Here is a 22,309-nt window from a genome sequence, read left to right on the forward strand (position 1 = left end):
TGGTAAATACCGGCAGGCGGCAGCCGGTCACCTCTGCGTGCCGCGGGCGCAGGTCCTGCAGAACGGGGTGGCCGGAAGCAGGTCGAGCCGGGCATCGGAAATCAGCGCGCCGCAGCCGGCGCAGATGCCGTAGCTGCCCTCGCGCACCCGGGCCAGAGCCGCGTCGATGCGGCGCAGTTCGTCCTGCTCGGCCAATCCCAGGCTTTCCAGCACCTCGTCGCCCTGGCGTTCCGAGGACCGGTCCTCCCAATCTTTGGGCATCGGTGCGTCCAGCGCCTGCTCGACGGCGCTCAGGTGCCCGGTGAGTTCGGCCCGGCGCGCCTCAAGCGCCTGCTTGCGGGTAGAAAGATCCATGGGGCTGCCCTCCTGTTTGCTGCGCCAGCAGGTTAGGCCGGTGCAGCGCCATGAGCCTTGACCTGCGTCAAGCCCCTGCCCGCCTCTGGCTGCACGCCAAAGGGGGCTGGCCTGCGGCGGGGCGGCTTGCTAGAAAATCCGGCAACAGAGCAGATGAGAGGAGTATTGGGGATGATCCGGATTGTTGCCTGCGGGCTGATGCTGCTGGGGCTGGCCGCCTGCGAAACCGCCAAGGGTGCGGGGCGCGATATTTCCAAGGCCGGCCAGGCAATCAGCGGCGCGGCGCAGGACGTGCAGGACGCGCTGTAAGGTTTTACGGTTTTCGAGGGAGACGCCCGGCCATTCCGCCGGGCGTTTTCTTTTGCGGGGTTATTTGATCCCCAGCATCGCTTTGGCCTCGGCCAGAATAGCGACCGAGGAGGCATGATCGCCGCCGTCATGCAGGCTTTGCCCCTCGTCGCGCAGCTCCTGAACCGTGGCCAGATCCGCCTCGCTGAGGTCGGTTCCGGCAGCAATGGCCGCGTCGATGGCGGCAATATCCGCCGGACACTGGCCGGAGAGCGCCGGTGCGGCCAGCAGGCACAGTGCTGCGGCCAGGGTGGTGAGTTTCACTGTTTGGGGTGTCATGAGGCCATCCTCCGAAAGTTTGCCGGAAAAGTCAGACTGGGCGGAGGATAGCAGTTTTGCGGCTGGGTTTCAGCCGGATGGGTGGTGAGAGTGTGGAACCGGCGGAGGTTGGCGCATCGGCTTCGGCGGGTTTTGGCCGGAGCGGCTGGAGGCGCCGTTGGCGGTGGGAAGGATTGCCCACTCTACGGGTTCAGTCAGAACTTCGGCGGGCAGCGCCCGGCCCGGCGGGGTGGGAAATGATCACAAAGCGCATCGTGAAAAAATCGCAAAATACCACCAAAAACAAAAACACCCTCTGTATCTTGATTGACTCCCTGCTTGCCCGAGTGAATGCCTATAGGATCATTAGAACAAACTGCAAACACGCAATCAAGAAACACCCGGAAAGGAACGATCATTGATAAGTTCGCCTACGGCTTCACTCACCTCAGGAAGACTTATTAGACTAAAATCCGAACCTTCACCCACTCAAATCGAAGAATTCAAACAACACGTGAAAGAAACGGGTCAGCCTGAAACATTTACAACAATAACAACCAGCAAGGCAGAAAACCTGGAGGAAGCAAAAATTCTCTGGAAGTTCACGCTGGATCGAAAGAAACGGCCGAACTGGGATGAAGCACCTTGTCCAATTTGCTCACCCGTGTCCCCGAAATACTTGTCTGGCTTCCTTGTTTGGTTTCCCAAAGAAAATTGTATACGAGCAATAGGCAAGGAGTGTGGAAGAACCCTAGACAAGAACTGGCACAGAGAAGTTCGAGCCTTCAAGATTCGAGAGGAGGATGAGGCACGGAGACAGTACATACTTCAAAAGCTTCACACTGTTCCCCAACTTATTTCTGAATTTGAAACTGAATTAGCAACAGCCAAACGTCAGCATTCAGTTTGGAGGGACCTGAAGGACCGCTGCCCTGCCATTGTCCAACATCTTCGAGACAACATGGGTGAAGACTTGAGAGTGTCTCGCCGGTCCCGAAACAAAACTCTATCCAGCTCGAACGGCACATCAAACTACTATGAGACAAGAATAGGCAAGGCTCAAGGCTATGCTGCAGTAAGGCGAGATTTCCCAAACGTCCGAGAAATCAAGTCAAGCATCGAACATCTCGAAGCTATTTCGCATGGATCGAATAGTCATGAAATTTCCGTTCGCCTTCAAGTGATGAGCAAGAAAGAACAGAGGGCCATCGAAAAGGTCATCAAGCTCTCGGAAACGAAATTGGACCGCGTCAAGCAAAGAAGACACGACTTCTTAAGTTTCTTCTCAGATGCGAATATCGAAACGATCAACAGATGGGCAACTGATCAAAACACCTCAATGTACTTTACAATGAAACTAAACAAGAACCGAAAATGCTTGGAAGTCAGCTGCCAAGAATTCTCCCTGGAAACTATAAGGCTCAGAACGATAATATAATATAAAACCTCCAAACACGCCCATCGATATTTCTCTTCCTCTGCCCTACGGGAATTGATGGCCCAACTCATCAGCTTTTTCGAAGTAAGACATGAAACTCCAAGGGCAGCGCCCGGTCCGAGGGTGGGTGCGTAGCGCCCGCCCGTGGGGGCGGATCGGGCGCGGCCCGGCCTCTCGGCCGGGCGGAACTTGGCAAGTGCAGATATGAAAAACGGGGCCGTGGCCCCGTGTTGTTCTGGTTAGTAATGTAGCGTTGTCACCGCAGAACAGGACCGGGCGGGCACGCAGTTGGCTGTGCCAACCGCTTTCGCCCGCGCGCCCTCGAAAAGGGACAGCCTTAGCTGTCCATTTTGAGGGCGGAAATAAACGCCTCTTGCGGGATGTCCACCTTGCCGAACTGGCGCATCTTCTTCTTGCCCGCTTTCTGCTTGTCCAGCAGTTTCCGCTTCCGGGTGGCGTCGCCGCCGTAGCATTTGGCGGTTACGTCCTTGCGCAGGGCGGAAAGCGTCTCGCGGGCGATCACCTTGCCGCCGATGGCCGCCTGGATCGGGATCTTGAACATGTGGCGCGGGATCAGGTCCTTGAGCTTTTCGCACATGGCGCGGCCGCGCATCTCGGCCCGGTCGCGGTGGACCATGGTGGAGAGCGCGTCAACCGGCTCGTCATTCACCAGGACCGACATCTTGACCAGATTGTCCTGGCGGTAGCCGGTCATCTGGTAGTCGAAGGAGGCATAGCCCTTGGTCACCGATTTCAGGCGGTCGTAGAAGTCAAAGACCACCTCGTTCAGCGGCAGGTCATAGACCGCCATGGCGCGGGAGCCGGCGTAGGTGAGGTCTTCCTGGATGCCGCGGCGGTCCTGGCAGAGTTTCAGCACGTCGCCCAGGTATTCGTCGGGCACCATGATGGTGGCCTTGATGCGCGGCTCCTGGATGTGGTCGACCTTGGAGGGGTCGGGCATGTCGGCAGGGTTGTGCAGCTCGATCATCTCGCCGGGCTCGTTGTCCTTGCCCTTCATGTAGATGTGGTAGATCACGCTTGGCGCGGTGGTGATCAGCTCGATGCCATGCTCGCGCTCGATCCGGTCGCGGATGACTTCGAGGTGCAAGAGGCCCAGGAAGCCGCAGCGGAAGCCGAAGCCGAGGGCGGCGGAGGTTTCCATTTCGAAGCTGAAGGACGCGTCGTTCAGCGCCAGCTTGTCGATGGCGTCGCGCAAGTCTTCGAATTCGGCTGAATCGACCGGGAACAGGCCGCAGAACACCACCGGCTGGGCGGGTTTGAAGCCGTCCAGCGCAACCTCGCAGCCATTGCGGTCGTTGGTGATGGTGTCGCCGACGCGGGTGTCGCGGACCTGTTTGATCGAGGCCGTCAGGAAGCCGATCTCGCCCGGCCCCAGGCTGTCGACCATCTGCATCTCCGGGCGGAACACGCCGACGCGGTCCACGTGGTGCAGGGTGCCATTGGACATGAATTTGACGCGCATGCCTTTTTTGAGCGTGCCGTCCATGATGCGGACCAGGACGATCACGCCGAGGTAGGCGTCGTACCAGCTGTCGACCAGCATGGCTTTCAGCGGCGCGTCCAGGGTGCCTTCGGGTGCGGGCAGTTCGGTGACGATGCTCTCCAGCGTCTCGCGGATGCCCTGCCCGGTTTTGGCCGAGACCTGAATGGCGCCGGTTGCATCAATGCCGATCACATCCTCGATCTGCTCCGCCACCCGGTCGCAGTCGGAGGCCGGCAGGTCGATCTTGTTCAGGACGGGGACGATCTCATGATCCGCCTCGATCGCCTGATAGACATTGGCCAGCGTCTGCGCCTCGACGCCCTGGGTGCTGTCGACCACCAGCAGCGAGCCTTCAACCGCGCGCATGGAGCGGGAGACCTCATAGGCAAAGTCGACGTGGCCGGGGGTGTCGATCAGATTGAGCACATAGGTCTCGCCGTCGTTGGCCACATAGTCGATGCGCACGGTGTTGGCCTTGATGGTGATCCCGCGCTCGCGCTCGATATCCATCGAGTCGAGCAGCTGCTCCTTCATATCGCGGTCCTTCACCGTTCCGGTCTCCTGGATGAGCCGGTCGGCGAGGGTGGATTTGCCATGGTCGATATGGGCGACGATGGAGAAATTGCGGATCTTTGAGAGCTCAGTCATGGTGAGGCATATGATTTGGAATCACGTATTGGTCAAGAAGGATTAGACTTGCGACACATGGATCAAAACCTGCCTTTACGCCTCTACAATGTGTTAGCAAAACTCGACCATTCCCGCACTTCTACTCCCGCTCAATACCAGGCTGCTTTAGCTAAGCTCACTTTACGCCTTCTTCCCTTGGTCGCTGTTGGCCTTCCTGAGAACGTCACCTCACCATCATGCAGAGATTTTCTTCACCTACTTAGAGGCTCTATCAATCAACTAAACGCCACGCTCAACCCAGACCAACGATTTGCTGCAGGTGCCATCGCAGGTGCAAAGGCTTCGTGGATGATGAGACCTAAGGTTTTTTTAGCCGAACAATCCAGCACATATCTGTGCGTGGTACGCAGCATCCAACTCACTTCACTAGACGCAAGCCCCCTTACCTCAGACGAAAGCATCCTAAACTTTGCTGAAGCTCTTGAAGAAGCCTGCGTCAAATTCGGGACGGAAGCACAAAATGCGCTCCTGAATTCCATCGAAACTGACCTAAGCAAACCTGACAAAGTGCAGTTCGATGCTCCTCTCGAACTCACATTTGCTCCTTTTGATAGGGACCTTCTCCCGAGAAAAGTACGTTTCGTTGGTGTTTGGTCCTTCTGGCGTGAATGGTACAACGGTTTCCTAGCCGGCAAACCTGTCGACTGGGAGCTTCAACGCCGCATAGCCTTGATCGACGATGCAGTTTGGCAATCAGGCCCCGAAGCCGTCGCCGCCGAGATCGAGCGCATCAAGGCAGAGATGCTCTCTGAAAAACTGCCGATGGCGGAGACCATCGAGCTGAACCCGGAGACCGGCCAGTTCCGCGCGGTGCCGATCCCGGTGGAGAACGCGCCCTATATGTCCGCGCTGCTGTCTCAGATCGAGGACGCTTTGGAGGACTGCCTGGGCGGCCACAATGGCCTGTCGGAGCGCGCGGGCGATGTGAAGAAGCTGGGCCGGGTGCTGACCAAATACCGGGACGACCCGCAAAACGCCGAGCTGACCCTGACCCGGGTGGCAAGCAGCCTGCGGGCGCAGCTGCATGAGAGCCGCGAGCTGCCGGACAATGAGGACAACCTCGCCCTTCTGAACGCTGTGGAGGAAGGCGTGCGCGGCATCCGCGCCAACCACCCGGAGGTGGCCGCGAACCGGGAACAGCTTGCCCAGCAGGCGCTGAAGGCGCTTTCGCCGGAAGACAAGAAGGTTCTGGAGGAAGCCTTGCCTGTGCTGGCCGCCATCAGCGAACCGGAACTGGCGGAGGATTTCGAGCAGGATATTCCAGAGCTGATCAATGATGCACTGCTGCCGCTGCCAGATGGCGCGCCACCTTTGCCGGGGGCGGATGCGGCAACACGGGTTTTCAGCCGAGTGTCCAAGATGGCTCTGCTGCAAGAACAGTACGGCAAGCTGACACGCAAGGGCGCTGAATGGTTCGACAGTGATACGAGAAAGACAGTGCAGCTTGCAGGCTTGGTCGGCGGCGGCGCTGTTACAGCTGCGGTTACCGTCGGCCCAAAGCTGATTGAGCTTGTGCAAATCGGGCTAAGGGTGCTTGGCGTGCTCTAAATTTATCTTCCGCCCGGCGGCACCGCCGGGCCGCGCCTGACCTTCCCCACGGGAAGGCGCGATGCGCCTCCCCAAGGTCAAGCGCTGCCCTCTGCGATTTTCCAACACCTATGATGCTTCGCTGCAGACGTGCACGGCCCTTACCTTATCCCTCAAACGCCGCAAATTTTCCCCTCTTCCTGCGCGGCACGCCGAAATGCGCTATACTCGCCCTATTCCGCGAAACGCGCAGACCTCTGGTGGGAGTCACGAGCAAAGGAGGACAACCCGCATGGATGCCATCAAAGCCAGTGAATATGCCCGCGCGCTTTATGCCGCGCATGGCGACAAGGCCGAAGCGGAGGCCGCTCAAAAGATGAGGGCCTGCGAAGAGGCCGGCAAGGACGACGAAGCGGCGGACTGGAAAGCCGTGCGCCAGGCCGTGCGCGCAATGCGCGGGCCGAACCAGGCCTGAACAACGGGCCTGGCAACAGCAAGGCTGGAGGGCCGCGGCTGCGGCGCTCCAGCCGGCGTGAACACCCCGTTTACCAAGATTGAAACGCAGCCCCGCTTGCGCCATAGTGCAGGCAGTTCCGCGGGCATCAGACCCGCTTCTTCAAGATACGGGGCTCGAGCCAGATGAAACTCCTCCTCACCGCGGCGCTCTGCGCCGGAACCCTGGGCCTGATGGCGCCGGTTCAGGCAGAGGCCGGCGCGATTGAGCGCGCCTGCCGCCAGTCGGACCGCAATGCCGCCACCCCTTCCTTGTGCAACTGCATCCAGAAAGTCGCCAACCGCAGCCTGACGCGGTCCGAGCGCAAGACCGTCTCGAAATGGTTCGGCGACCCGCATCAGGCGCAGGTGGTGCGCCAGTCCTCCAACCGCAGCGACGAGGCGCTGTGGGAGCGCTACAAGCTGTTCGGCGACCGCGCCGCCCGCACCTGCGGCTGAGCCCACGCTCAAACAGCTCTGCAAAAGGCGTCCTGATGGGCGCCTTTTCCTGTTTTGATGCATCTGCGCTGCGGCATTTTCGCAAGGCGGGAAAACCGGAGCCCCGCCCCTCTTGACCGGGGTGGCGCAACACGGAACATACGGCCTAAGCTATTGGAGCAGTTCAGATGTTGATCAAGGGCGTTACCCTGCGCGGGCTGGAAGTATTCGAGGCTCTGGCCAAAACCGGATCGGTGGCCCAGGCGGCGGAGATGACGGGGCTGAGCCAGCCGGCGGTCAGCCAGCAGATGCGCAACCTGGAGAAGGCGCTGGACAGCGAGCTGATCGACCACGGCCGCCGCCCGATGGTGCTGACGCCGGCCGGGCGCAGCTTCCTGGCCCGCACCGAGGCAGTGCTGGGCGAGCTGCGGCTGGCCCAGAGCGAGCTGACGGTGATGGACCTGACCCACCTGCAGGCGCTGTCGATCGGGATGATCGACGATTTCGACAATGACCTGACGCCGCGGCTGGCCACCATCCTGGCGGACAGCCTCACGCAGTGCCGGTTCAAGATGATCACCGCCTCCAGCCATGACATCGTGCGGGCGATGGAAGCGCGCGAGCTGCATATTGCGGTGGCCGCCACCACCGGCGGCCTGCATGAAGGGCTGGTGGAATACCCGCTGGTGCGCGATCCCTTTATCCTGGTGGCTCCTAAAGGCGCCCTGAGCGACGCGGCGCAGGCAGCCGAGCAGCTGCGGGACCTGCCTTTCCTGCGGTACGCGCGCGAGCAGCTGATCTCGCAGCAGATCGAGGGGCTCCTGGCGCGCCAGAAACTGGAGTTCGAAGACCGGTTCGAGGTCGGCTCGCATCTGGCGCTGATGGCGATGGTGGCGCGGCGGATCGGCTGGGCCATCACCACGCCGCTTGGCTATATGCGCGCGGCGCGCTTCCACGATCAGATCGACGCCTTTCCGCTGCCGTTTGGCGAGATGTCGCGGACAATCTCGCTGTTCACCGCCTCCGACTGGGCCGACCGGGTGCCGCGCGATGTGGCAGAGACGGTGCGCCGCCTGGTGCAGACCCAGATGATCGATCCGGCAGTGCAGCAGATGCCGTTTCTGGCGGGCGGCTTCCGGGTGATCGCGGAGTGATCAGAGCGCGGCCTGAAGCCCCTTGGCTGCGGTTTCGATAAGGTCCAGACAACCGTCGAAATCGCGGGTGTAATAGGGGTCCGGCACATGGTCCGCGCCTGTTTCCGGCGCGTAATCGGTGAACAGGCGCACCGGGGTTTCGCTGCCTGCGGGACGCAGCGCCTCGATATTCTCCAGATTGCCGGCGTCCATCGCGATGATCAGGTCGAATGCGTCAAAATCACCGCGGCGGAACTGCCGGGCGCGCAGATCCGAGATGTCCAGCCCGCGCGCCCGTGCGGCGGCCTGCATCGGGCCGTAGGGCGGCTCTCCCACGTGATAGGAGGCAGTGCCTGCGCTGTCGGTCTCCGCTTCGGGGCAGAGCGCGCGGAACACGCCTTCGGCGGCCGGCGAGCGGCAGATGTTTCCTAGGCAGACAAACAGAATACGGGTAGGCATTGGGTCATGGCTCCTGCTGGACAGGGGCAGTGATAGGAGGTTCCAGGGTGATGGGGAAGAGTGCGCAGAAAATTGTCATCCTGACCGGCGCCGGGATTTCCGCCGAAAGCGGGCTCGGCACCTTCCGCGACGAAGGCGGGCTTTGGGCGCAGCACCGGATTGAGGATGTGGCGACGCCCGAGGGGTTTGCCCGCGATCCCGGCCTGGTGCACGGGTTCTACAACGCTCGGCGGGCGCAGGCGGCCGGAGCGCAGCCCAATGCGGCGCATCAGGCGCTGGCACGGCTGCAGGCAGAACATCCGGGCGAAGTGGTGATCGTGACCCAGAACGTCGACGGGCTGCATGAGGCCGGCGGCGCGTCCCGGGTGCTGCATATGCACGGGACGCTGGCAGGCGCGCTCTGCGCCGCTTGCGGCCACCGATGGGTGGCGCCTATGGAGATGCACCCTGGCCAGCCCTGCCCCGCCTGTGCGGCGCCTCAAGGGCGCCCCGACGTGGTCTGGTTCGGCGAGATGCCGTATTTCATGGAGGAGATCTACGCGCATCTGGCCGCAGCGGATCTCTTTGCCGCCATCGGCACCTCGGGCGAGGTGTATCCGGCCGCGGCCTTTGTCGACGAGGCGCATCTTGCCGGCGCCCATACGGTAGAGCTGAACCTGGAGCCCTCCGCCACCGCCTCCCGCTTTTCCGAGCGCCGCTTTGGTCCGGCCAGCGAGACCGTGCCAGCCTGGGTTGCGGAATTGCTCCGCTCGCCGCAAGCGGCAAAAAGCCCGCCATGACGGCGGGCTTTGGGCGCGAAGGAGGGCCGCAGAGCGGCCTGACGCCGCGCCCGCCCTGCCCGTTTCGTATCAGTTGGAGTGGCCCGAGTGATCGCCGTGCCCATGGCCTTCCGCCTTGCGCTCCAGATCCACCGGCACTTCGACCTCGATCTCACCGGCCTTTTCAAAGACCAGCGTAACCTTCACCACGTCGCCGTGGTTCAGCGATTGGCTCAGCCCCATGAACATCACATGGTCGCCGCCGCGCTTCAGCATATGGGTTTCGCCTGCAGCCACGGCAAAGCCCTCTTCCACATGCATCATCTTCATAACGCCGTTTGCGTCTTCCTGGTGGGTGTGCAGCTGCACCCGTGCCGCCACGTCCGAGCGCACGTCGATCAGACGGTCGTCTTCACCGGTATGGTTCATGATTTCCATAAAGGCTGCACCCGCCTTGGCGGTGGGCGAAGAGACCCGCGCGTATTGGTCATGGACCATGATCTTATGGGCATCGCCGGCAAAGGCAGAGGCGGCAAAGGCAGCGGCAGCAGCGGCTGCCAGGACAACGGATTTCAGGGACATCACATGTCTCCCTTGATTGAGAATGTCAGATTTTGAAGGGGTTCAGTGCTGGAAGTCAGCCGGCCGCCGGCGGCGCCCGGGCGGTGGCCCGCAAAATCTGCTGCGCCCGGCCCGGCACCGTCTTGGCAACGGATGCCTCCCGGTGGCCCGAAGCCACAGGAGCTGCCATGGCCGGTGACGGCGCGATCGCATCCAGCAGGTGCATCACGCAGTCCGGGCAGCTGTGCGGCGGCGGCACCGGCTGGCCTTCGCTGTCCATATAGACAACCACCGGGCCGGTGCCGGTGCAGATCACCATCTGCCCGGCGGCATCGCGGCTGCCCTGCAAGGCCGCGGCGTTATGCGCGGTCAGGGCAACAGCCAGAGCCAGGATCAGGCCAAGGTATCTGCGGAAAGCGGGTTTCATCGGTGCCAGATATGCCCGCCCCCCGCCGCCGCTGCAAGAGGCTTCGCCGCGGCAGATTGCGCAAACGCAAACACCGCGCAGAGCTGGCTCTGCGCGGTGTCCGCTAATCAATCCTGTGAAAGGATCATCCCAGGGCTATCAGGCCCTGAAGATCAAGCCTGAGCGGCTTGTGCCTTGGCGATCTCTTTCTTCACTTTCAGCGCGGCGGCCGACAGCTCTTCGTCCTTGGCTTTGGCCAGGAACGCGTCCAGGCCGCCACGGTGGTCGACGGAACGCAGAGCGGCTGCGGAGATGCGCAGCTTGATGCCGCGGCCCAGAACTTCGGACTGCAGAGTCACGTCGTTCAGGTTGGGCAGAAAGCGGCGCTTGGTTTTGTTGTTGGCGTGGCTGACATTGTTGCCAGTCATCGGGCCTTTTCCGGTCAGTTCGCAACGGCGCGACATATCATCATCCTTCGTTTCTGGTGGCCTGGGCAGATCCGGGCCAAATCACAAGGGGCGCCGCCATTGGCTGCGCCCGAAAACTGGTCCGCTGCTCATACGCTCAACCGGCAACAGCGTCAAGTGATTCAACTCAGCTTTCTTGCGGCGCTTCATGCGCCTTTTTCTGTGCCGCCGCAAGCCTCTCCAGACCGGCATCCGCCGCCGCCCCCAGCTGCGGTTTGCCGCGCTGCCGGGCGACCCGGGCAAGCTTTTGCCAATAGGTCTGCGACTGGCGCCGCCGGGACCGGTGCATTTGCAGAACCCGCGCCGCGGTCAGCGGCCCGTCCCGCAGCATTGACTGCAGGTCCCAGAAACTGCCGCCCTCTCGGATCACCTGGCTGGCCGGATGGCCGCCGCAGGACAAGCGGCACAGCTGCAGGTCCGAGAACACGGCCTGGATGAACAAAGCATGGCTCAGGTCCATCTTGCGGAACGGGTCGAACAGCACCACGCCCTGCACGCCGTGGCGGCCGTAGCGGATCAGGTCGCCCAGCGCTTCGTCGAACCCCTCCGCTTCCTTGCGGCGCCGGTCATGCGGCACCACGCCCTGTGCGATGGTGTACTGGGGCGAGACCGCAATCAGCCGTTTCAGATGCAAAGCCGCCGAAAACCGCAGCGCGCCGTAGCCGCCCATGGAAAACCCCATGGCAGAAACGTCCTCATAGCCTTTGGTCAGATCCTTCAGGCTGCGCGACAGCGCCCTGGTCTCGCTGTTGATGTACCAGTCGTTGTGGCGGGGCTGAATATGCAGATGCGCATAGCCGTGCCGGGTCATGTTTTTCACCGGGCCGCGGTCTTCGAACTCCCCTGCGACGGCAACCCGCTGGCGGAAAGTCACGAACAGGCGGTCCGCGCCCGGATTGAACAGCGAGGCGCGCAGCTTTTCGCCGTCGAAGACCCGGGTTTGCTGCATGCCGCTTCAGCCTTTCAAATGATCCTGCAGCATCTGCTCCGCCGCCGCAGCCGGAGTAAGAGCACCCGCAGCCACCTGGCCGGACAGTTCCGCCATTGCGGCCTGGGCGCCTGCCGTGTGCAGCCGGGCCAGCAGCGCCTGCCGCACCTCCTGGTCGAACCAGTAACAGGACTGATCGGCGCGGCGGCGCTCCCAGTGTCCGTTTTCCTTGCGCCAGGCGGTCAGCGCCTGCATTTCCTCCCAGGCCTGCTCCAGCCCGTGCTCTTCGACGGCTGAGACCATCAGCGCCTTGGGGAAATCCTCCGGGTCCTGCGGCCGTTTGCGCAGCAGGCGCAAAGCGCCGGCGTAATCGGCGCAGGTGCGGGTGGCGACGGGTTTCAGGGCGCCGTCCGCCTTGTTCACCAGGATGAGGTCAGCCATCTCCATGATGCCGCGCTTCACCCCCTGCAGCTCATCCCCGCCCGCAGGCGCCAGCAGCAGCAGGAACAGGTCCGACATCTCGGCCACCACGGTTTCCGACTGGCCGACACCGACGGTTTCGATCAGCACCACGTCAAAGCCGGCCGCTTCGCACAGGGCAACCGCCTCGCGCGAGCGGCGGGCGACGCCGCCCAGATGGCTTTGGCTTGGCGAGGGGCGGATAAAGGCGTTCTTCTCGCGGCTAAGGCGCTCCATCCGGGTCTTGTCGCCCAGGATCGAGCCGCCGGAGCGGGCTGAACTCGGGTCCACCGCCAGCACTGCCACCCGCAGGCCGAGGCTGGTCAGCAGCATGCCGAAGCTTTCGATGAAGGTGGATTTGCCCACACCTGGCGTGCCCGACAGGCCAATGCGCAGCGACTGGCGCTTGTGTTTGGCCAGCTTTGACAGCAGCTCGCCCGCCTTGGCGCGGTGATCCTCACGGCCGCTTTCCACCAGGGTGATGGCACGGGCCAGGGCCCTGCGGTCTCCGGTCAAGATCTTTTCGCTCAGCTGTTCGGTATCCATGCGCGTCTTCCTGTCGTGATGGGCGGACCTTGGCGCAAGCCTGCCGGAAATGTCCAGAGCCAGCTGCGCGGTCCGCCTTGCGCCGCGCACTCTACAGGAGGCGGGGCTCTGGAAAAGGCGGCAAAAGCGCCACGGGGCCGATGGTTTGCGCAATGCCCCAGGCTATTGCAGCGTATAGGCAGCCTCGGAAGCCTGCCATGTCCATCACAACTTTGCCCGGCTGAAGGCCGGGCTGCGCCGACCCGCCCCGTCAAACCAAAGGTTTGCCTCCGGCAAAACGGGGCGGCGCAATAGCGCCACCCCGCGGGTCTCTACAGCCCTGAGCGCTGCTTGACGGGTTTCCACGCGATAGCGCCGCTAGACCTTGCCGCCGCCTTTAGCGATAAGGCGGGTCATGACCAGATTGCCGATCGAAGACACCCTCCCCGAATTGCTGGATGCGCTGCGCACCCGCAGCCGTGCCGTGCTGCAGGCGCCGCCGGGCGCAGGCAAGACCACGCGGGTGCCCTTGGCGATGCTGGAGGCCGGTCTGACCCAGGGCCGCATCGTGATGCTGGAGCCCCGCCGCCTTGCCGCCCGCGCCGCTGCAGAACGGATGGCGGAAACCCTGGGCGAGAAGGCCGGGCAGACCGTCGGCTACCGGGTGCGCGGCGATGCCAAAATCTCCAAGGGCACGCGGATCGAGGTGGTGACTGAAGGCATTCTGACCCGGATGCTGCAATCGGATCCGGACCTGCCCGGCGTCGGCGCAGTGATCTTCGACGAATTCCACGAACGCTCGCTGAACGCCGATCTTGGCCTGGCGCTGTGCCTGGAAGTCGCCGGCGCCCTGCGCGACGACCTGATCCTGTTGGCGATGTCCGCAACCCTGGATGCCGGGCCGGTAGCGGCGCTGATGGAGGCGCCGATGGTCACCTCCGAAGGCCGCAGCTATCCGGTCGAAACACGCTGGCTAGAAAAACCCCTGCCCGCCCAGGCCCGGCGGCTGGATGTGCTGGCGGACCTGGTGGTGCAGGCCGAGCGCGACACCAAAGGAACCGGCGGCGGCATCCTGGTGTTTCTCCCGGGCGAGGGCGAAATCCGCCGCACCGCCGGCGCGCTGGAGAAACGCCTACCCGGCCACTGCCATATCCGGCCGCTGTTCGGCGCCCTGCCCTTTGCCGAGCAACGCGCCGCCATCCAGCCCGAACCGCAGGGCCGCAAGGTAGTGCTGGCGACCTCAATCGCCGAGACCTCGCTGACCATTCAGGACATCCGGGTGGTGGTCGATATGGGCCAGGCCCGGCGGGCGCGGTTTGATCCCGGCTCCGGCATGTCGCGGCTGGTCACCGAAAAAGTCACCCGCGCCGAGGCCACCCAGCGCCAGGGCCGTGCGGGCCGGGTCTCCGAGGGCATCTGCTACCGGCTCTGGACCAAGGGCGAGGAAGGCGCGCTGATGGCCTTCCCGCCGGCCGAGATCGAAAGCGCCGACCTGACCAGCCTGGCGCTGGAACTGGCGCTGTGGGGAGCTGCGCCGGAAGATCTGTCTTTCCTGACCCAACCGCCTGCGGGCGCCATGGCTGAAGCGCAGGCACTGCTCACCATGCTGGGCGGGCTTGATGCACAGGGGCGGATCACCGGGCACGGCAAGGCGCTGTCCGCCCTGCCCTTGCACCCGCGGCTTGGCCATATGCTGCTGACGGCCGGCCCGTCTGCGGCGCCTCTGGCTGCGCTCTTGGGAGAGCGTGATCCGCTGCGCGGCGCGCCTGCGGATCTGTCCTTGCGGCTGCAGGCCCTGAAGGACCCTAAAGGGTTTGAACACTCCCGCACCTATCAGCTGAACCGCCCGGTGGTGGAGCGGATCAAAAGCGAAGCCCGGCGGCTGGAGAAACAGGCGGGCCGCAGCGACGCGGGCCTGCCGGCTGCCGCGATAGCAGCGCTTGCCTACCCCGACCGCATCGGCCAGCGCCGCAAGGGCGATACGCCACGGTTTGTGCTGTCGGGCGGCAAGGGGGCGGTGCTGGAAGGCGGCGACACGCTGGCAGGCGCGCCCTTCATCGTGGCGCTGGACACTGATGGCAATCCGCGCGAGGCAAAGATCCGCATGGCCGCGCAGATCTCCCAAGGCGAGATCCGAGACCTGTTTGCAGAGCAGATCGCCTGGAATGACCTTTGCGAATGGTCCAAGCGCGACCGCCGGGTGGTGGCGCGCCAGCAGGAACGCCTGGGCTCCATTGTGCTGGATGACCGGATCTGGAAGGACGTACCGGGAGAGGCTGTGGCAGAGGCCATGCTGGACGGTGTTCGCGACCTGGGCCTGCGCCTGAGCGGCGCTGCGGCCCGGCTGGCTTCGCGGGTGGAACTGGTACGGGCGGAAGGCCATGAGCTGCCGGATTTCTCCATTCCGGGACTGACGGAGCAGCTGGAAGATTGGCTGCTGCCGATGCTGGACGGCGTGAAATCAGCCGAAGACTGGAAACGCTTTGACCTGCTGCCCGCACTCAAGGCCGCACTCAGCTGGGAGCAGACACAGCTATTGGACCGCGAGGCACCGGGCAGCTTTGTCACCCCTTTGGGACGCAGGATCCCGATCGACTATGCGCTGGAGGTGCCGGAGATCTCGGTCCGCCTGCAGGAGCTGTTTGGCGTCAGCCGCCACCCGTCGGTGGGCGGCGTGCCCCTGAAGATCACTCTGCTGTCGCCGGCCCAGCGCCCGATTCAGATCACCCGCGACCTGCCCGGATTCTGGGCCGGCTCCTATGCCGACGTGCGCAAGGACATGCGCGCGCAATACCCCAAGCACCCCTGGCCCGAAGATCCCTCCGAAGCCGACCCGACACTCAGGGCAAAACGGCGCAAGTGAATGCCCGCAGCGGGCCGCAGGCCCGCTGCCCGGCCCAACGCCGGGCGGTGCATCTATGATGCACCGATCCGGCGGCGGGAGCCCGCCGCAACCCAGGGTTAACGCGATATTCAAACCAGGCCCTTATTCTTGGACCAAAACATGTATCCGAAAAACGTCAACAGGCCAAAAACTCAACCAGGGCGTGCTTTCCCCGCAGCCTCGCTTGAAAATCCGGGCAAAAACACCTAGGTTCCCACAAATCCAAACACAATACGGATAAACGCCAACACATAAGGCTGAGCAGTCATGACCCGCACCCTGACCCGCGCCTGGGAGGAAATCCTCAGGCCAATGCTGAAGAGACCGAACCGTTTGCAAGTTGCCGCCCTGTGCTACCGCACCGGCGCCAGCGGCAAGGAGGTCTTGATGGTCACCAGCCGGGGCACGGGCCGCTGGATCATCCCCAAGGGCTGGCCGATCGAAGGCAAGGACGGCCCGGACACCGCTCTGCAGGAAGCCTGGGAAGAAGCCGGTGTCAAAAAGGCAAGTATCTCGAAAAGGCCGATCGGCGAGTACAACTACGTTAAGCGCCACGACAATGGCGCTGATGAGCCGGTGACCACACTCATTTTCGCCGCCGAGGTGGAGCAGCTTTTGGACGACTATCCGGAGGCGACTGAACGCACGCGGCAGTGGATGGACCCGGAGCAGGCTGCAACCCTGGTGCATGAACCGCAGCTGCAGGACGTTCTTCGCCAATTGTAAAAGTTATGTGACATTTTTATGTCAAACGCTTGAACCGCATCCGGAGCGGCGTTAGGCGCGTGCGCAGACCTCGGAATCAGGAATGCGACGATGAGCGATGCACCGCAGCGCACCCAATGGAACACGCTGGACAAGGATCTGAACCGGATCTCCCAGCTTGAACTGGCCACCGCCTATGTCTCCCGCCCGCTGGTGGCGCCCGGCATCGCGCTGGCCTTCATCGTGCTGGCGGGCCTCGCCGCGGGCGTCTTCTTCGGCGGCTCGGCGATGAGCATGGTGGTGATCGCCGCCGCAGCCTTTGGCGCCTATATGGCAATCAACATCGGCGCCAATGACGTTGCCAACAACATGGGGCCGGCGGTGGGTGCCAATGCGCTGACCATGGGCGGCGCCATCGTGATTGCCGCCATCTGCGAAAGCGCAGGTGCGCTGCTGGCAGGCGGCGACGTGGTCTCGACCATTTCCAAGGGCATTATCGACCCGGCCGCAGTTTCCAGCAGCAGCATCTTCATCTGGGCGATGATGGCGGCGCTGATCTCCTCGGCGCTGTGGGTGAACCTGGCGACCTGGGTCGGCGCGCCGGTCTCCACCACCCATTCGGTGGTCGGCGGCGTGCTGGGCGCCGGTGTGGCTGCTGCAGGCACCGCCGCGGTGAACTGGCCCACCATGGGCAAAATCGCCGCCAGCTGGGTGATCTCGCCAGTGCTGGGCGGGGTGATCGCCGCATTGTTCCTGGCCTTCATCAAGGCCAAAATTATCTATCAGGACGACAAGATTGCTGCCGCACGCCGCTGGGTGCCGGTTCTGGTGGGCATCATGGCGGGGGCTTTTGGCGCCTACCTCGCCCTGAAAGGCCTGAAGAAAATCATCAAGATCGACCTGCAGACCGCGCTCTTGATCGGTGCAGCCGCCGGTGCGCTGGCCTATGTCATCACCGCACCGCTGATCAAGCGCCAGTCCGAGGGCATGGAGAACCGCAACAAGTCGTTGAAAGCGCTGTTCGGCCTGCCGCTGGTGATCTCTGCGGGCCTCTTGTCCTTTGCCCATGGCGCCAATGACGTGGCCAACGCAGTTGGCCCGCTGGCCGCCATCGTGCATGCCACCGAATTCGGCGACTTCGCCTCCAAGGTGGCCATTCCAACCTGGGTGATGGTGATCGGCGCCTTCGGCATCTCTTTCGGCCTGTTCCTGTTCGGCCCCAAGCTGATCCGCATGGTCGGCAGCCAGATCACCAAGCTGAACCCGATGCGCGCCTACTGCGTGTCGCTGTCCGCGGCCATCACCGTCATCGTGGCCAGCTGGCTGGGCCTGCCGGTCTCCTCCACCCATATCGCGGTGGGCGCGGTGTTCGGTGTCGGCTTCTTCCGCGAGTGGCACATGGAGCGCCGCCTGAAGAAAACCGCCGCGGGCCGCCCCGAGGCCAAGCGCATTGCCCCTGAAGAGCGCCGCCGCCGCAAACTGGTGCGCCGCAGCCATTTCATGACCATCGTGGCCGCCTGGGTGATCACCGTGCCCGCCGCGGCGCTGCTGTCAGCCGTGATCTACCTGCTGCTCAGCACCTTCGTCAGCTGAGCCGCTTTGCAGAAACGTAGAAACCCCCGCACCGTCAGGCTGCGGGGGTTTTTCTTTGCCCGGCGCTCACAGCTCTAGAACCGCTCCACCCAGGGCCGCAGCACCAGCTCATCGCTCCAGGCGGAGCGGTGCTGGTTGATCAGATGCATGTATTCCTGCGCAATCGCATCCGGGTCCAGCATGCTGTCGGGGTTGTCCGCTGCCTCCACCCGCTCCGGGCGGGACGCATTGCGGATGCCGCCATCGATGTTGACCCAGGCCACATGGATGCCCTTGGGATGCAGCTCGCGCGCCATTGCCTGCGCCAGCCCGCGCTGCGCAAACTTGCCCATGGCAAAGGGCGCCGATTGGGCAAACCCCTTGACGCCCGCCGAAGCACCGGTGAACAGGATGGTGCCCTGCCGCCCGTCTGCAGCGGGCTGCTGCGCCAGCATCCGCTTTGCCGCCGCCTGCCCCAGCAGGAACGCGCCATGGGCAGTGACCTCCACCGCCTTGCGGACCGCCTCCGGGTCCAGCTCAGCCAGCGGCCCGCGCACCCGGGCCGAGGGGTTGTAGCAGGCCACCCGCAAATCCCCCGGCAAACTCTCGGCAAGCCGGCTGATGCCCTCCGCATCTGTGCCGTCCAGCTGATGCAGCTCCGCGCCCGTTTCGGCGGCCAGCGCTTCCAGCTTGGCCGTGCCCCGCGCCGTGAGATGCAGCGCATAGCCTGCCCCCGCCAGCGCCCGGGCAAATGAGGCCGAAAGCCCCGCTCCTGCACCCACAATCAGTGCAACCGGTTTTTCTGATGTCTGTGCCATGCCAAGGCCTCCGCTGTTCCGACTTCAGAAAGCTGGCGGCAAAGGCACCCCGGTTCAAGGGGCAGCAGGGACAGTCCCCTGCGTCACAGGCAGGGTTCAGGCCGTCGCAGCTGCCTGCAGCTCAGCAAGCACTTCGGAGGCGGGCAGGACCGTGCCGAACCCCGCATGCAGCGCCGAGAGCGTCACCTCCAGCACCTGCCCGGCATCCAGCATCCCGCCTTTGCGGGCCGGGATGTCGAAGGCGATCAGCGCATCCTCAACCACCTGTATCGCAAATCCCAGATTGGCCGCCGAGCGCGCGGTTGAGTTGACGCAGAAAGCCGCAACCCCGCCCGCAATCACCAGTTTCCCGATGCCGGCCTCACGCAGATGCGCTTCCAGCCCGGTGCCGGTAAAGCCGGAGGAGCCGGTCTTCCAGAACACGGGCTCTCCTTCTGCCGGAAGCGCACAGTCCATCGGCTGGCCGCTGGGCAGATCGCGGCGGAACTTGCTCTCAGGCCGCGGATCGTCATGCATGACATGCACAACCGGAAGGCCTGAGGCGCGGAAACCGGCGGCCAGTTCCGCGACTCTCTCCTCGGCCTGGGGATTGGCCCGCTGACGGCCGGAGGCGGTCACATTGGCCATCTCCTGCTGCATGTCGACAATCAGCAAAGCTGTGCTCTGATCCATGGAAATGCCCTCGCGTTTGAATGCTGCTGCAAGAATTGCGAAGCCGCGCGGCAGAGGCCAGTGCAAATTCCGCGACCGCCGGGCCGCAAGGCGGTTCCGCTGCGTCAAAGGCAAAGCGCCGGGCCAAAGGCCCGGCGCCACGCCCAACTGGCAAGGGTCATTCCATGGAATGACCCTTGGCGGGCGGGAGCGCTTCCCGCTCCACCTGATGGCCGGCTGCCCGCCAGGCGGCCTCTGCCGAATCCAGCTCGGCCTGCCGGACAAGCAGGTAGTCCCGGTAAAAAGTCGAGAGGACAAAAGCTCCCAACCCGGCTTCCGAGACCGGCCGCACCGCAGACAGAACCACGCCAGGCGCATCGAAATCATACAGGTCGCAGACCTGAAATGCCGCCCAGCCCGCCGAACTCTCAGCGCCCTCCGGCACCCGTTCCGCAAGGCAAACCACCGAGATTTCATCCTCGGCATAGCTCACATTCACCAACCCCGGCCCGCTGATCCAGGCAGGCGCAGCGGTGCCGGGCGCAAGCCGCGACACGGCGTATTCGCCCTGCAGCCCGCGCAGCAGCAGCTTGAGGGCAGCGTTCACCCTTCGAGGCACCAGCGCATGATGGCTTTCTGCGCGTGCAGACGGTTTTCCGCCTCGTCGAAAATCACCGACTGCGGCCCGTCCATCACGGCGCTTGTCACCTCTTCCTCGCGGTGGGCCGGCAGGCAATGCATGAACAGCGCATCGGGCTTCGCATGCGCCAGCAGTTCATCATTGACCTGATAGGGGCGCAGCATGTTGTGGCGGCGCTCTTTGGAGGATTGGCTGTCATGCATCGACACCCAGGTGTCGGCCACCACCAGATCGGCGCCCTCAACCGCTTTGACCGCGTCGCGCTCGATCACGATCTTGGAGCCGGCCTTGCGGGCAAGCCCCATGAATTCCTCTTCCGGATCCAGCTGCGCCGGACCCGTGAAGGTCAGGTCAAAACCAAACTGGCCAGCCGCATGAATAAACGAGGCACAGACGTTGTTGCCGTCGCCTGCCCAAACCACCTTCTTGCCCTTGATCGGGCCGCGGTGCTCTTCATAGGTCAGCACATCCGCCATGATCTGGCAGGGGTGGGTGCGGTCGGTAAGGCCGTTGATCACCGGCACATCGGCATATTCCGCCATCTCGGTCAGCACCGTCTCATCAAAGGTGCGGATCATGATCATGTCGACATAGCGGCTGAGGACGCGGGCGGTGTCGGCGATGGTCTCGCCATGGCCCAGCTGCATGTCCTTGCCGCTCAGCACCATGGTCTGGCCGCCCATCTGGCGCACGCCGACGTCAAAGGAGACGCGGGTCCGGGTCGAGGGCTTTTCAAAAATCAGTGCCACCATCCGGTCTTTCAGCGGCAGCTCATCATCCAGTGCGGCCTTGGGGCGGCCCAGGCGCGCCTGTTTGGTGGCGCCGGCCTGATCAATAATGCTGCGCAGATCAGCAGGATCGGTTTTGTGGATGTCGAGAAAGTGGTTCATATCTGTATCGCTTGTTTTGAGCGAAGGCCGGGGGCGCTGCCCCCGGACCCCCGGAGTATTTCAAACCAGAAAGAAGCTTAGGCAGCTTCAATTTGGGTGGCGGTCTTTTCAAGACGGCTGACCGCCTCGGCGATGTCCTCATCGGTGAGCGTCAGCGGCGGCAGCAGGCGGATCACATTGTCCGCAGCCGGAACGGTGATCAGTTCGTTTTCATAGCCCGCGTTCACCACATCGATGTTTGCCGCTTTGCACTTGAGGCCCAGCATCAGGCCGGCACCGCGCACTTCCTCAAAGACCTCCGGGTGATCCGCGATCAGCCCCTCCAGCTTCTGCCGCAAAAGGCCTGCCTTGCGGTTCACTTCCGCCAGAAAGGCTGCATCCGCCACATGATCCATCACCGCGCAGCCGACAGCGCAGCCCAGCGGGTTGCCGCCATAGGTGGAGCCATGGGTGCCTGCCGTCATGCCGCTGGCGGCCTCCTCAGAGGCCAGCACCGCGCCCAGCGGGAAGCCGCCGCCGATGCCCTTGGCCACCATCATGATATCGGGGGCAATGCCTGCCCATTCATGGGCGAACAGCTTGCCGGTCCGCCCCACGCCGCATTGCACCTCGTCGAGGATCAACAAGAGGCCATGTTCATCGCAAATCGCCCGCAGCGCCTTCAGCTCCGCATCGGGAACCGGGCGGATGCCGCCCTCGCCCTGCACTGGCTCGATCATGATCGCGGCTGTCTTGTCTGTAATGGCATCGGTCACGCCATCCAGATCGCCGAAGGCCAGATGTACAAACCCCGGCAGCAGCGGGCCAAAGCCCTTGGTCATCTTCTCGGAGCCTGCGGCGGCGATCCCTGCTGACGAGCGGCCATGGAAAGAGCCGTCAAAGGTGATGATTTCAACCCGCTCCGGCTGGCCTTTGTCGTAGAAATACTTGCGCGCCATCTTCACCGCCAGCTCGCAGGCCTCGGTGCCGGAGTTGGTGAAGAAGACGGTGTCGGCAAAAGTATGCTCCACCAGCCTGTCCGCCAGCGCCTGCTGCTGCGGGATATGGTAGAGGTTGGAGACGTGCCACAGGTTCTGCGCCTGGGAGGTCAGCGCCTCCACCAGCGCCGGATGCGCATGGCCCAGCGCGTTCACCGCGATGCCCGAGCCCAGATCCAGGAATCGGCGCCCGTCCGCCGTGGTCAGCCAGGCGCCTTCGCCTTTGACGAACTCAAGCGGTGCACGGTTGTAGGTCGGCAGAACGGACGGGATCATCAGGATCATCCTTTTGGTGATGTGAAGCCAAAGCTGTGACGCAAGCCAGGCCATAGGTCAACGGAATTGGGAGGGAATGTGCCGTCAGATGGCACAACAGATCAAAGGGCCGGTTACGCCAGGCGGCGTCGGCGTCGCGAGATGGTGATAT

Annotated in this window: 25 protein-coding genes; 10 read left to right on the forward strand and 15 right to left on the reverse strand. The window is 63.4% G+C overall.

Annotated features, from left to right (window positions below):
• Nucleotides 1-27 precede the first annotated feature (27 nt).
• Nucleotides 28-354, reverse strand: coding sequence for a TraR/DksA family transcriptional regulator (locus RA20_RS20050; protein WP_039132810.1), 327 nt, complete (start codon nucleotides 352-354; stop codon nucleotides 28-30).
• A gap of 171 nt (nucleotides 355-525) precedes the next feature.
• On the opposite strand from RA20_RS20050, the gene RA20_RS25145 reads away from it, so the two are divergent.
• Nucleotides 526-663: an entericidin A/B family lipoprotein gene (locus RA20_RS25145; protein WP_082018075.1), complete on the forward strand. Its 138-nt coding sequence runs from the start codon at nucleotides 526-528 to the stop codon at nucleotides 661-663.
• 60 nt (nucleotides 664-723) lie between these two features.
• On the opposite strand, the gene RA20_RS20055 is transcribed toward RA20_RS25145, so the two are convergent.
• Nucleotides 724-981: a hypothetical protein gene (locus RA20_RS20055; RefSeq protein WP_241482301.1), complete on the reverse strand. Its 258-nt coding sequence runs from the start codon at nucleotides 979-981 to the stop codon at nucleotides 724-726.
• A 194-nt stretch (nucleotides 982-1,175) separates the two neighbouring features.
• Complete coding sequence (locus RA20_RS25540; protein WP_152618570.1) at nucleotides 1,176-1,379, reverse strand: hypothetical protein; 204 nt, start codon at nucleotides 1,377-1,379, stop codon at nucleotides 1,176-1,178.
• Nucleotides 1,380-1,474: 95 nt separating this feature from the next.
• Between RA20_RS25540 and RA20_RS25545 the strand changes: the two genes are divergently transcribed.
• Complete coding sequence (locus tag RA20_RS25545) at nucleotides 1,475-2,398, forward strand: hypothetical protein (protein ID WP_193748886.1); 924 nt, start codon at nucleotides 1,475-1,477, stop codon at nucleotides 2,396-2,398.
• Between the two features lie 337 nt (nucleotides 2,399-2,735).
• Here the strand turns inward: RA20_RS25545 and lepA are convergent, their stop codons facing one another.
• Nucleotides 2,736-4,550: a translation elongation factor 4 gene (lepA, locus tag RA20_RS20065; protein WP_039132814.1), complete on the reverse strand. Its 1,815-nt coding sequence runs from the start codon at nucleotides 4,548-4,550 to the stop codon at nucleotides 2,736-2,738.
• A gap of 57 nt (nucleotides 4,551-4,607) precedes the next feature.
• Between lepA and RA20_RS26215 the strand changes: the two genes are divergently transcribed.
• The 4 genes from RA20_RS26215 (at nucleotide 4,608) to RA20_RS20085 (ending at nucleotide 8,203) form a co-directional block, all read left to right on the forward strand.
• Entirely contained in the window at nucleotides 4,608-6,140 is a 1,533-nt protein-coding gene (locus RA20_RS26215; protein ID WP_241482302.1) for a hypothetical protein, read from the forward strand.
• A 271-nt stretch (nucleotides 6,141-6,411) separates the two neighbouring features.
• Nucleotides 6,412-6,594 (forward strand): hypothetical protein, encoded by a 183-nt coding sequence (locus tag RA20_RS20075; protein WP_039132816.1) that lies wholly within the window; start codon nucleotides 6,412-6,414, stop codon nucleotides 6,592-6,594.
• Nucleotides 6,595-6,758: 164 nt separating this feature from the next.
• Nucleotides 6,759-7,070, forward strand: a complete 312-nt coding sequence (locus RA20_RS20080) for a hypothetical protein (protein ID WP_039132818.1) — start codon at nucleotides 6,759-6,761, stop codon at nucleotides 7,068-7,070.
• A gap of 167 nt (nucleotides 7,071-7,237) precedes the next feature.
• Entirely contained in the window at nucleotides 7,238-8,203 is a 966-nt protein-coding gene (locus RA20_RS20085; RefSeq protein WP_039132820.1) for a LysR family transcriptional regulator, read from the forward strand.
• Here RA20_RS20085 and RA20_RS20090 read toward each other — a convergent pair whose 3' ends face one another.
• Nucleotides 8,204-8,641 carry a low molecular weight protein-tyrosine-phosphatase gene (locus RA20_RS20090; RefSeq protein WP_039132822.1) on the reverse strand — a complete coding sequence of 146 codons (438 nt, stop codon included), beginning with the start codon at nucleotides 8,639-8,641 and terminating at the stop codon, nucleotides 8,204-8,206.
• A gap of 50 nt (nucleotides 8,642-8,691) precedes the next feature.
• On the opposite strand from RA20_RS20090, the gene RA20_RS20095 reads away from it, so the two are divergent.
• On the forward strand, nucleotides 8,692-9,420 hold the full coding sequence (locus RA20_RS20095; protein WP_039132824.1) for an NAD-dependent deacylase: 729 nt from the start codon (nucleotides 8,692-8,694) through the stop codon (nucleotides 9,418-9,420).
• Nucleotides 9,421-9,489: 69 nt separating this feature from the next.
• Here the strand turns inward: RA20_RS20095 and RA20_RS20100 are convergent, their stop codons facing one another.
• The 5 genes from RA20_RS20100 to meaB form a co-directional block, all read right to left on the reverse strand.
• Nucleotides 9,490-9,981, reverse strand: a complete 492-nt coding sequence (locus RA20_RS20100; protein ID WP_039132826.1) for a copper chaperone PCu(A)C — start codon at nucleotides 9,979-9,981, stop codon at nucleotides 9,490-9,492.
• A gap of 55 nt (nucleotides 9,982-10,036) precedes the next feature.
• Nucleotides 10,037-10,387 carry a DUF2946 family protein gene (locus tag RA20_RS20105; protein ID WP_039132828.1) on the reverse strand — a complete coding sequence of 117 codons (351 nt, stop codon included), beginning with the start codon at nucleotides 10,385-10,387 and terminating at the stop codon, nucleotides 10,037-10,039.
• 152 nt (nucleotides 10,388-10,539) lie between these two features.
• Nucleotides 10,540-10,830 (reverse strand): 50S ribosomal protein L28, encoded by a 291-nt coding sequence (gene rpmB / locus RA20_RS20110; RefSeq protein WP_039132830.1) that lies wholly within the window; start codon nucleotides 10,828-10,830, stop codon nucleotides 10,540-10,542.
• Between the two features lie 130 nt (nucleotides 10,831-10,960).
• On the reverse strand, nucleotides 10,961-11,782 hold the full coding sequence (locus tag RA20_RS20115; protein WP_039132833.1) for a hypothetical protein: 822 nt from the start codon (nucleotides 11,780-11,782) through the stop codon (nucleotides 10,961-10,963).
• Between the two features lie 6 nt (nucleotides 11,783-11,788).
• Nucleotides 11,789-12,766, reverse strand: coding sequence for a methylmalonyl Co-A mutase-associated GTPase MeaB (meaB, locus tag RA20_RS20120; protein ID WP_039132835.1), 978 nt, complete (start codon nucleotides 12,764-12,766; stop codon nucleotides 11,789-11,791).
• A gap of 394 nt (nucleotides 12,767-13,160) precedes the next feature.
• On the opposite strand from meaB, the gene hrpB reads away from it, so the two are divergent.
• The 3 genes from hrpB to RA20_RS20135 all read left to right on the forward strand — a co-directional run bounded on the left by hrpB (nucleotide 13,161) and on the right by RA20_RS20135 (nucleotide 17,927).
• On the forward strand, nucleotides 13,161-15,608 hold the full coding sequence (hrpB, locus tag RA20_RS20125) for an ATP-dependent helicase HrpB (protein ID WP_039132836.1): 2,448 nt from the start codon (nucleotides 13,161-13,163) through the stop codon (nucleotides 15,606-15,608).
• A gap of 288 nt (nucleotides 15,609-15,896) precedes the next feature.
• Complete coding sequence (locus tag RA20_RS20130; RefSeq protein ID WP_039132838.1) at nucleotides 15,897-16,355, forward strand: NUDIX hydrolase; 459 nt, start codon at nucleotides 15,897-15,899, stop codon at nucleotides 16,353-16,355.
• A gap of 90 nt (nucleotides 16,356-16,445) precedes the next feature.
• Nucleotides 16,446-17,927: an inorganic phosphate transporter gene (locus RA20_RS20135; RefSeq protein ID WP_039132840.1), complete on the forward strand. Its 1,482-nt coding sequence runs from the start codon at nucleotides 16,446-16,448 to the stop codon at nucleotides 17,925-17,927.
• Between the two features lie 74 nt (nucleotides 17,928-18,001).
• Here RA20_RS20135 and RA20_RS20140 read toward each other — a convergent pair whose 3' ends face one another.
• The 5 genes from RA20_RS20140 to RA20_RS20160 form a co-directional block, all read right to left on the reverse strand.
• Nucleotides 18,002-18,724: an SDR family NAD(P)-dependent oxidoreductase gene (locus RA20_RS20140; protein WP_039132842.1), complete on the reverse strand. Its 723-nt coding sequence runs from the start codon at nucleotides 18,722-18,724 to the stop codon at nucleotides 18,002-18,004.
• Between the two features lie 96 nt (nucleotides 18,725-18,820).
• Nucleotides 18,821-19,396: an isochorismatase family protein gene (locus RA20_RS20145; RefSeq protein WP_039132919.1), complete on the reverse strand. Its 576-nt coding sequence runs from the start codon at nucleotides 19,394-19,396 to the stop codon at nucleotides 18,821-18,823.
• Nucleotides 19,397-19,553: 157 nt separating this feature from the next.
• Entirely contained in the window at nucleotides 19,554-19,982 is a 429-nt protein-coding gene (locus RA20_RS20150) for an ACT domain-containing protein (protein ID WP_052249101.1), read from the reverse strand.
• Nucleotides 19,979-20,905: an ornithine carbamoyltransferase gene (argF, locus tag RA20_RS20155; RefSeq protein ID WP_039132844.1), complete on the reverse strand. Its 927-nt coding sequence runs from the start codon at nucleotides 20,903-20,905 to the stop codon at nucleotides 19,979-19,981. Before argF ends, RA20_RS20150 begins: the two co-directional genes overlap by 4 nt.
• Nucleotides 20,906-20,982: 77 nt before the next feature.
• On the reverse strand, nucleotides 20,983-22,158 hold the full coding sequence (locus RA20_RS20160) for an aspartate aminotransferase family protein (protein ID WP_039132923.1): 1,176 nt from the start codon (nucleotides 22,156-22,158) through the stop codon (nucleotides 20,983-20,985).
• Nucleotides 22,159-22,309 lie beyond the last annotated feature (151 nt).

The organism is Leisingera sp. ANG-Vp (genome assembly GCF_000813725.1).
Lineage (GTDB): Bacteria > Pseudomonadota > Alphaproteobacteria > Rhodobacterales > Rhodobacteraceae > Leisingera.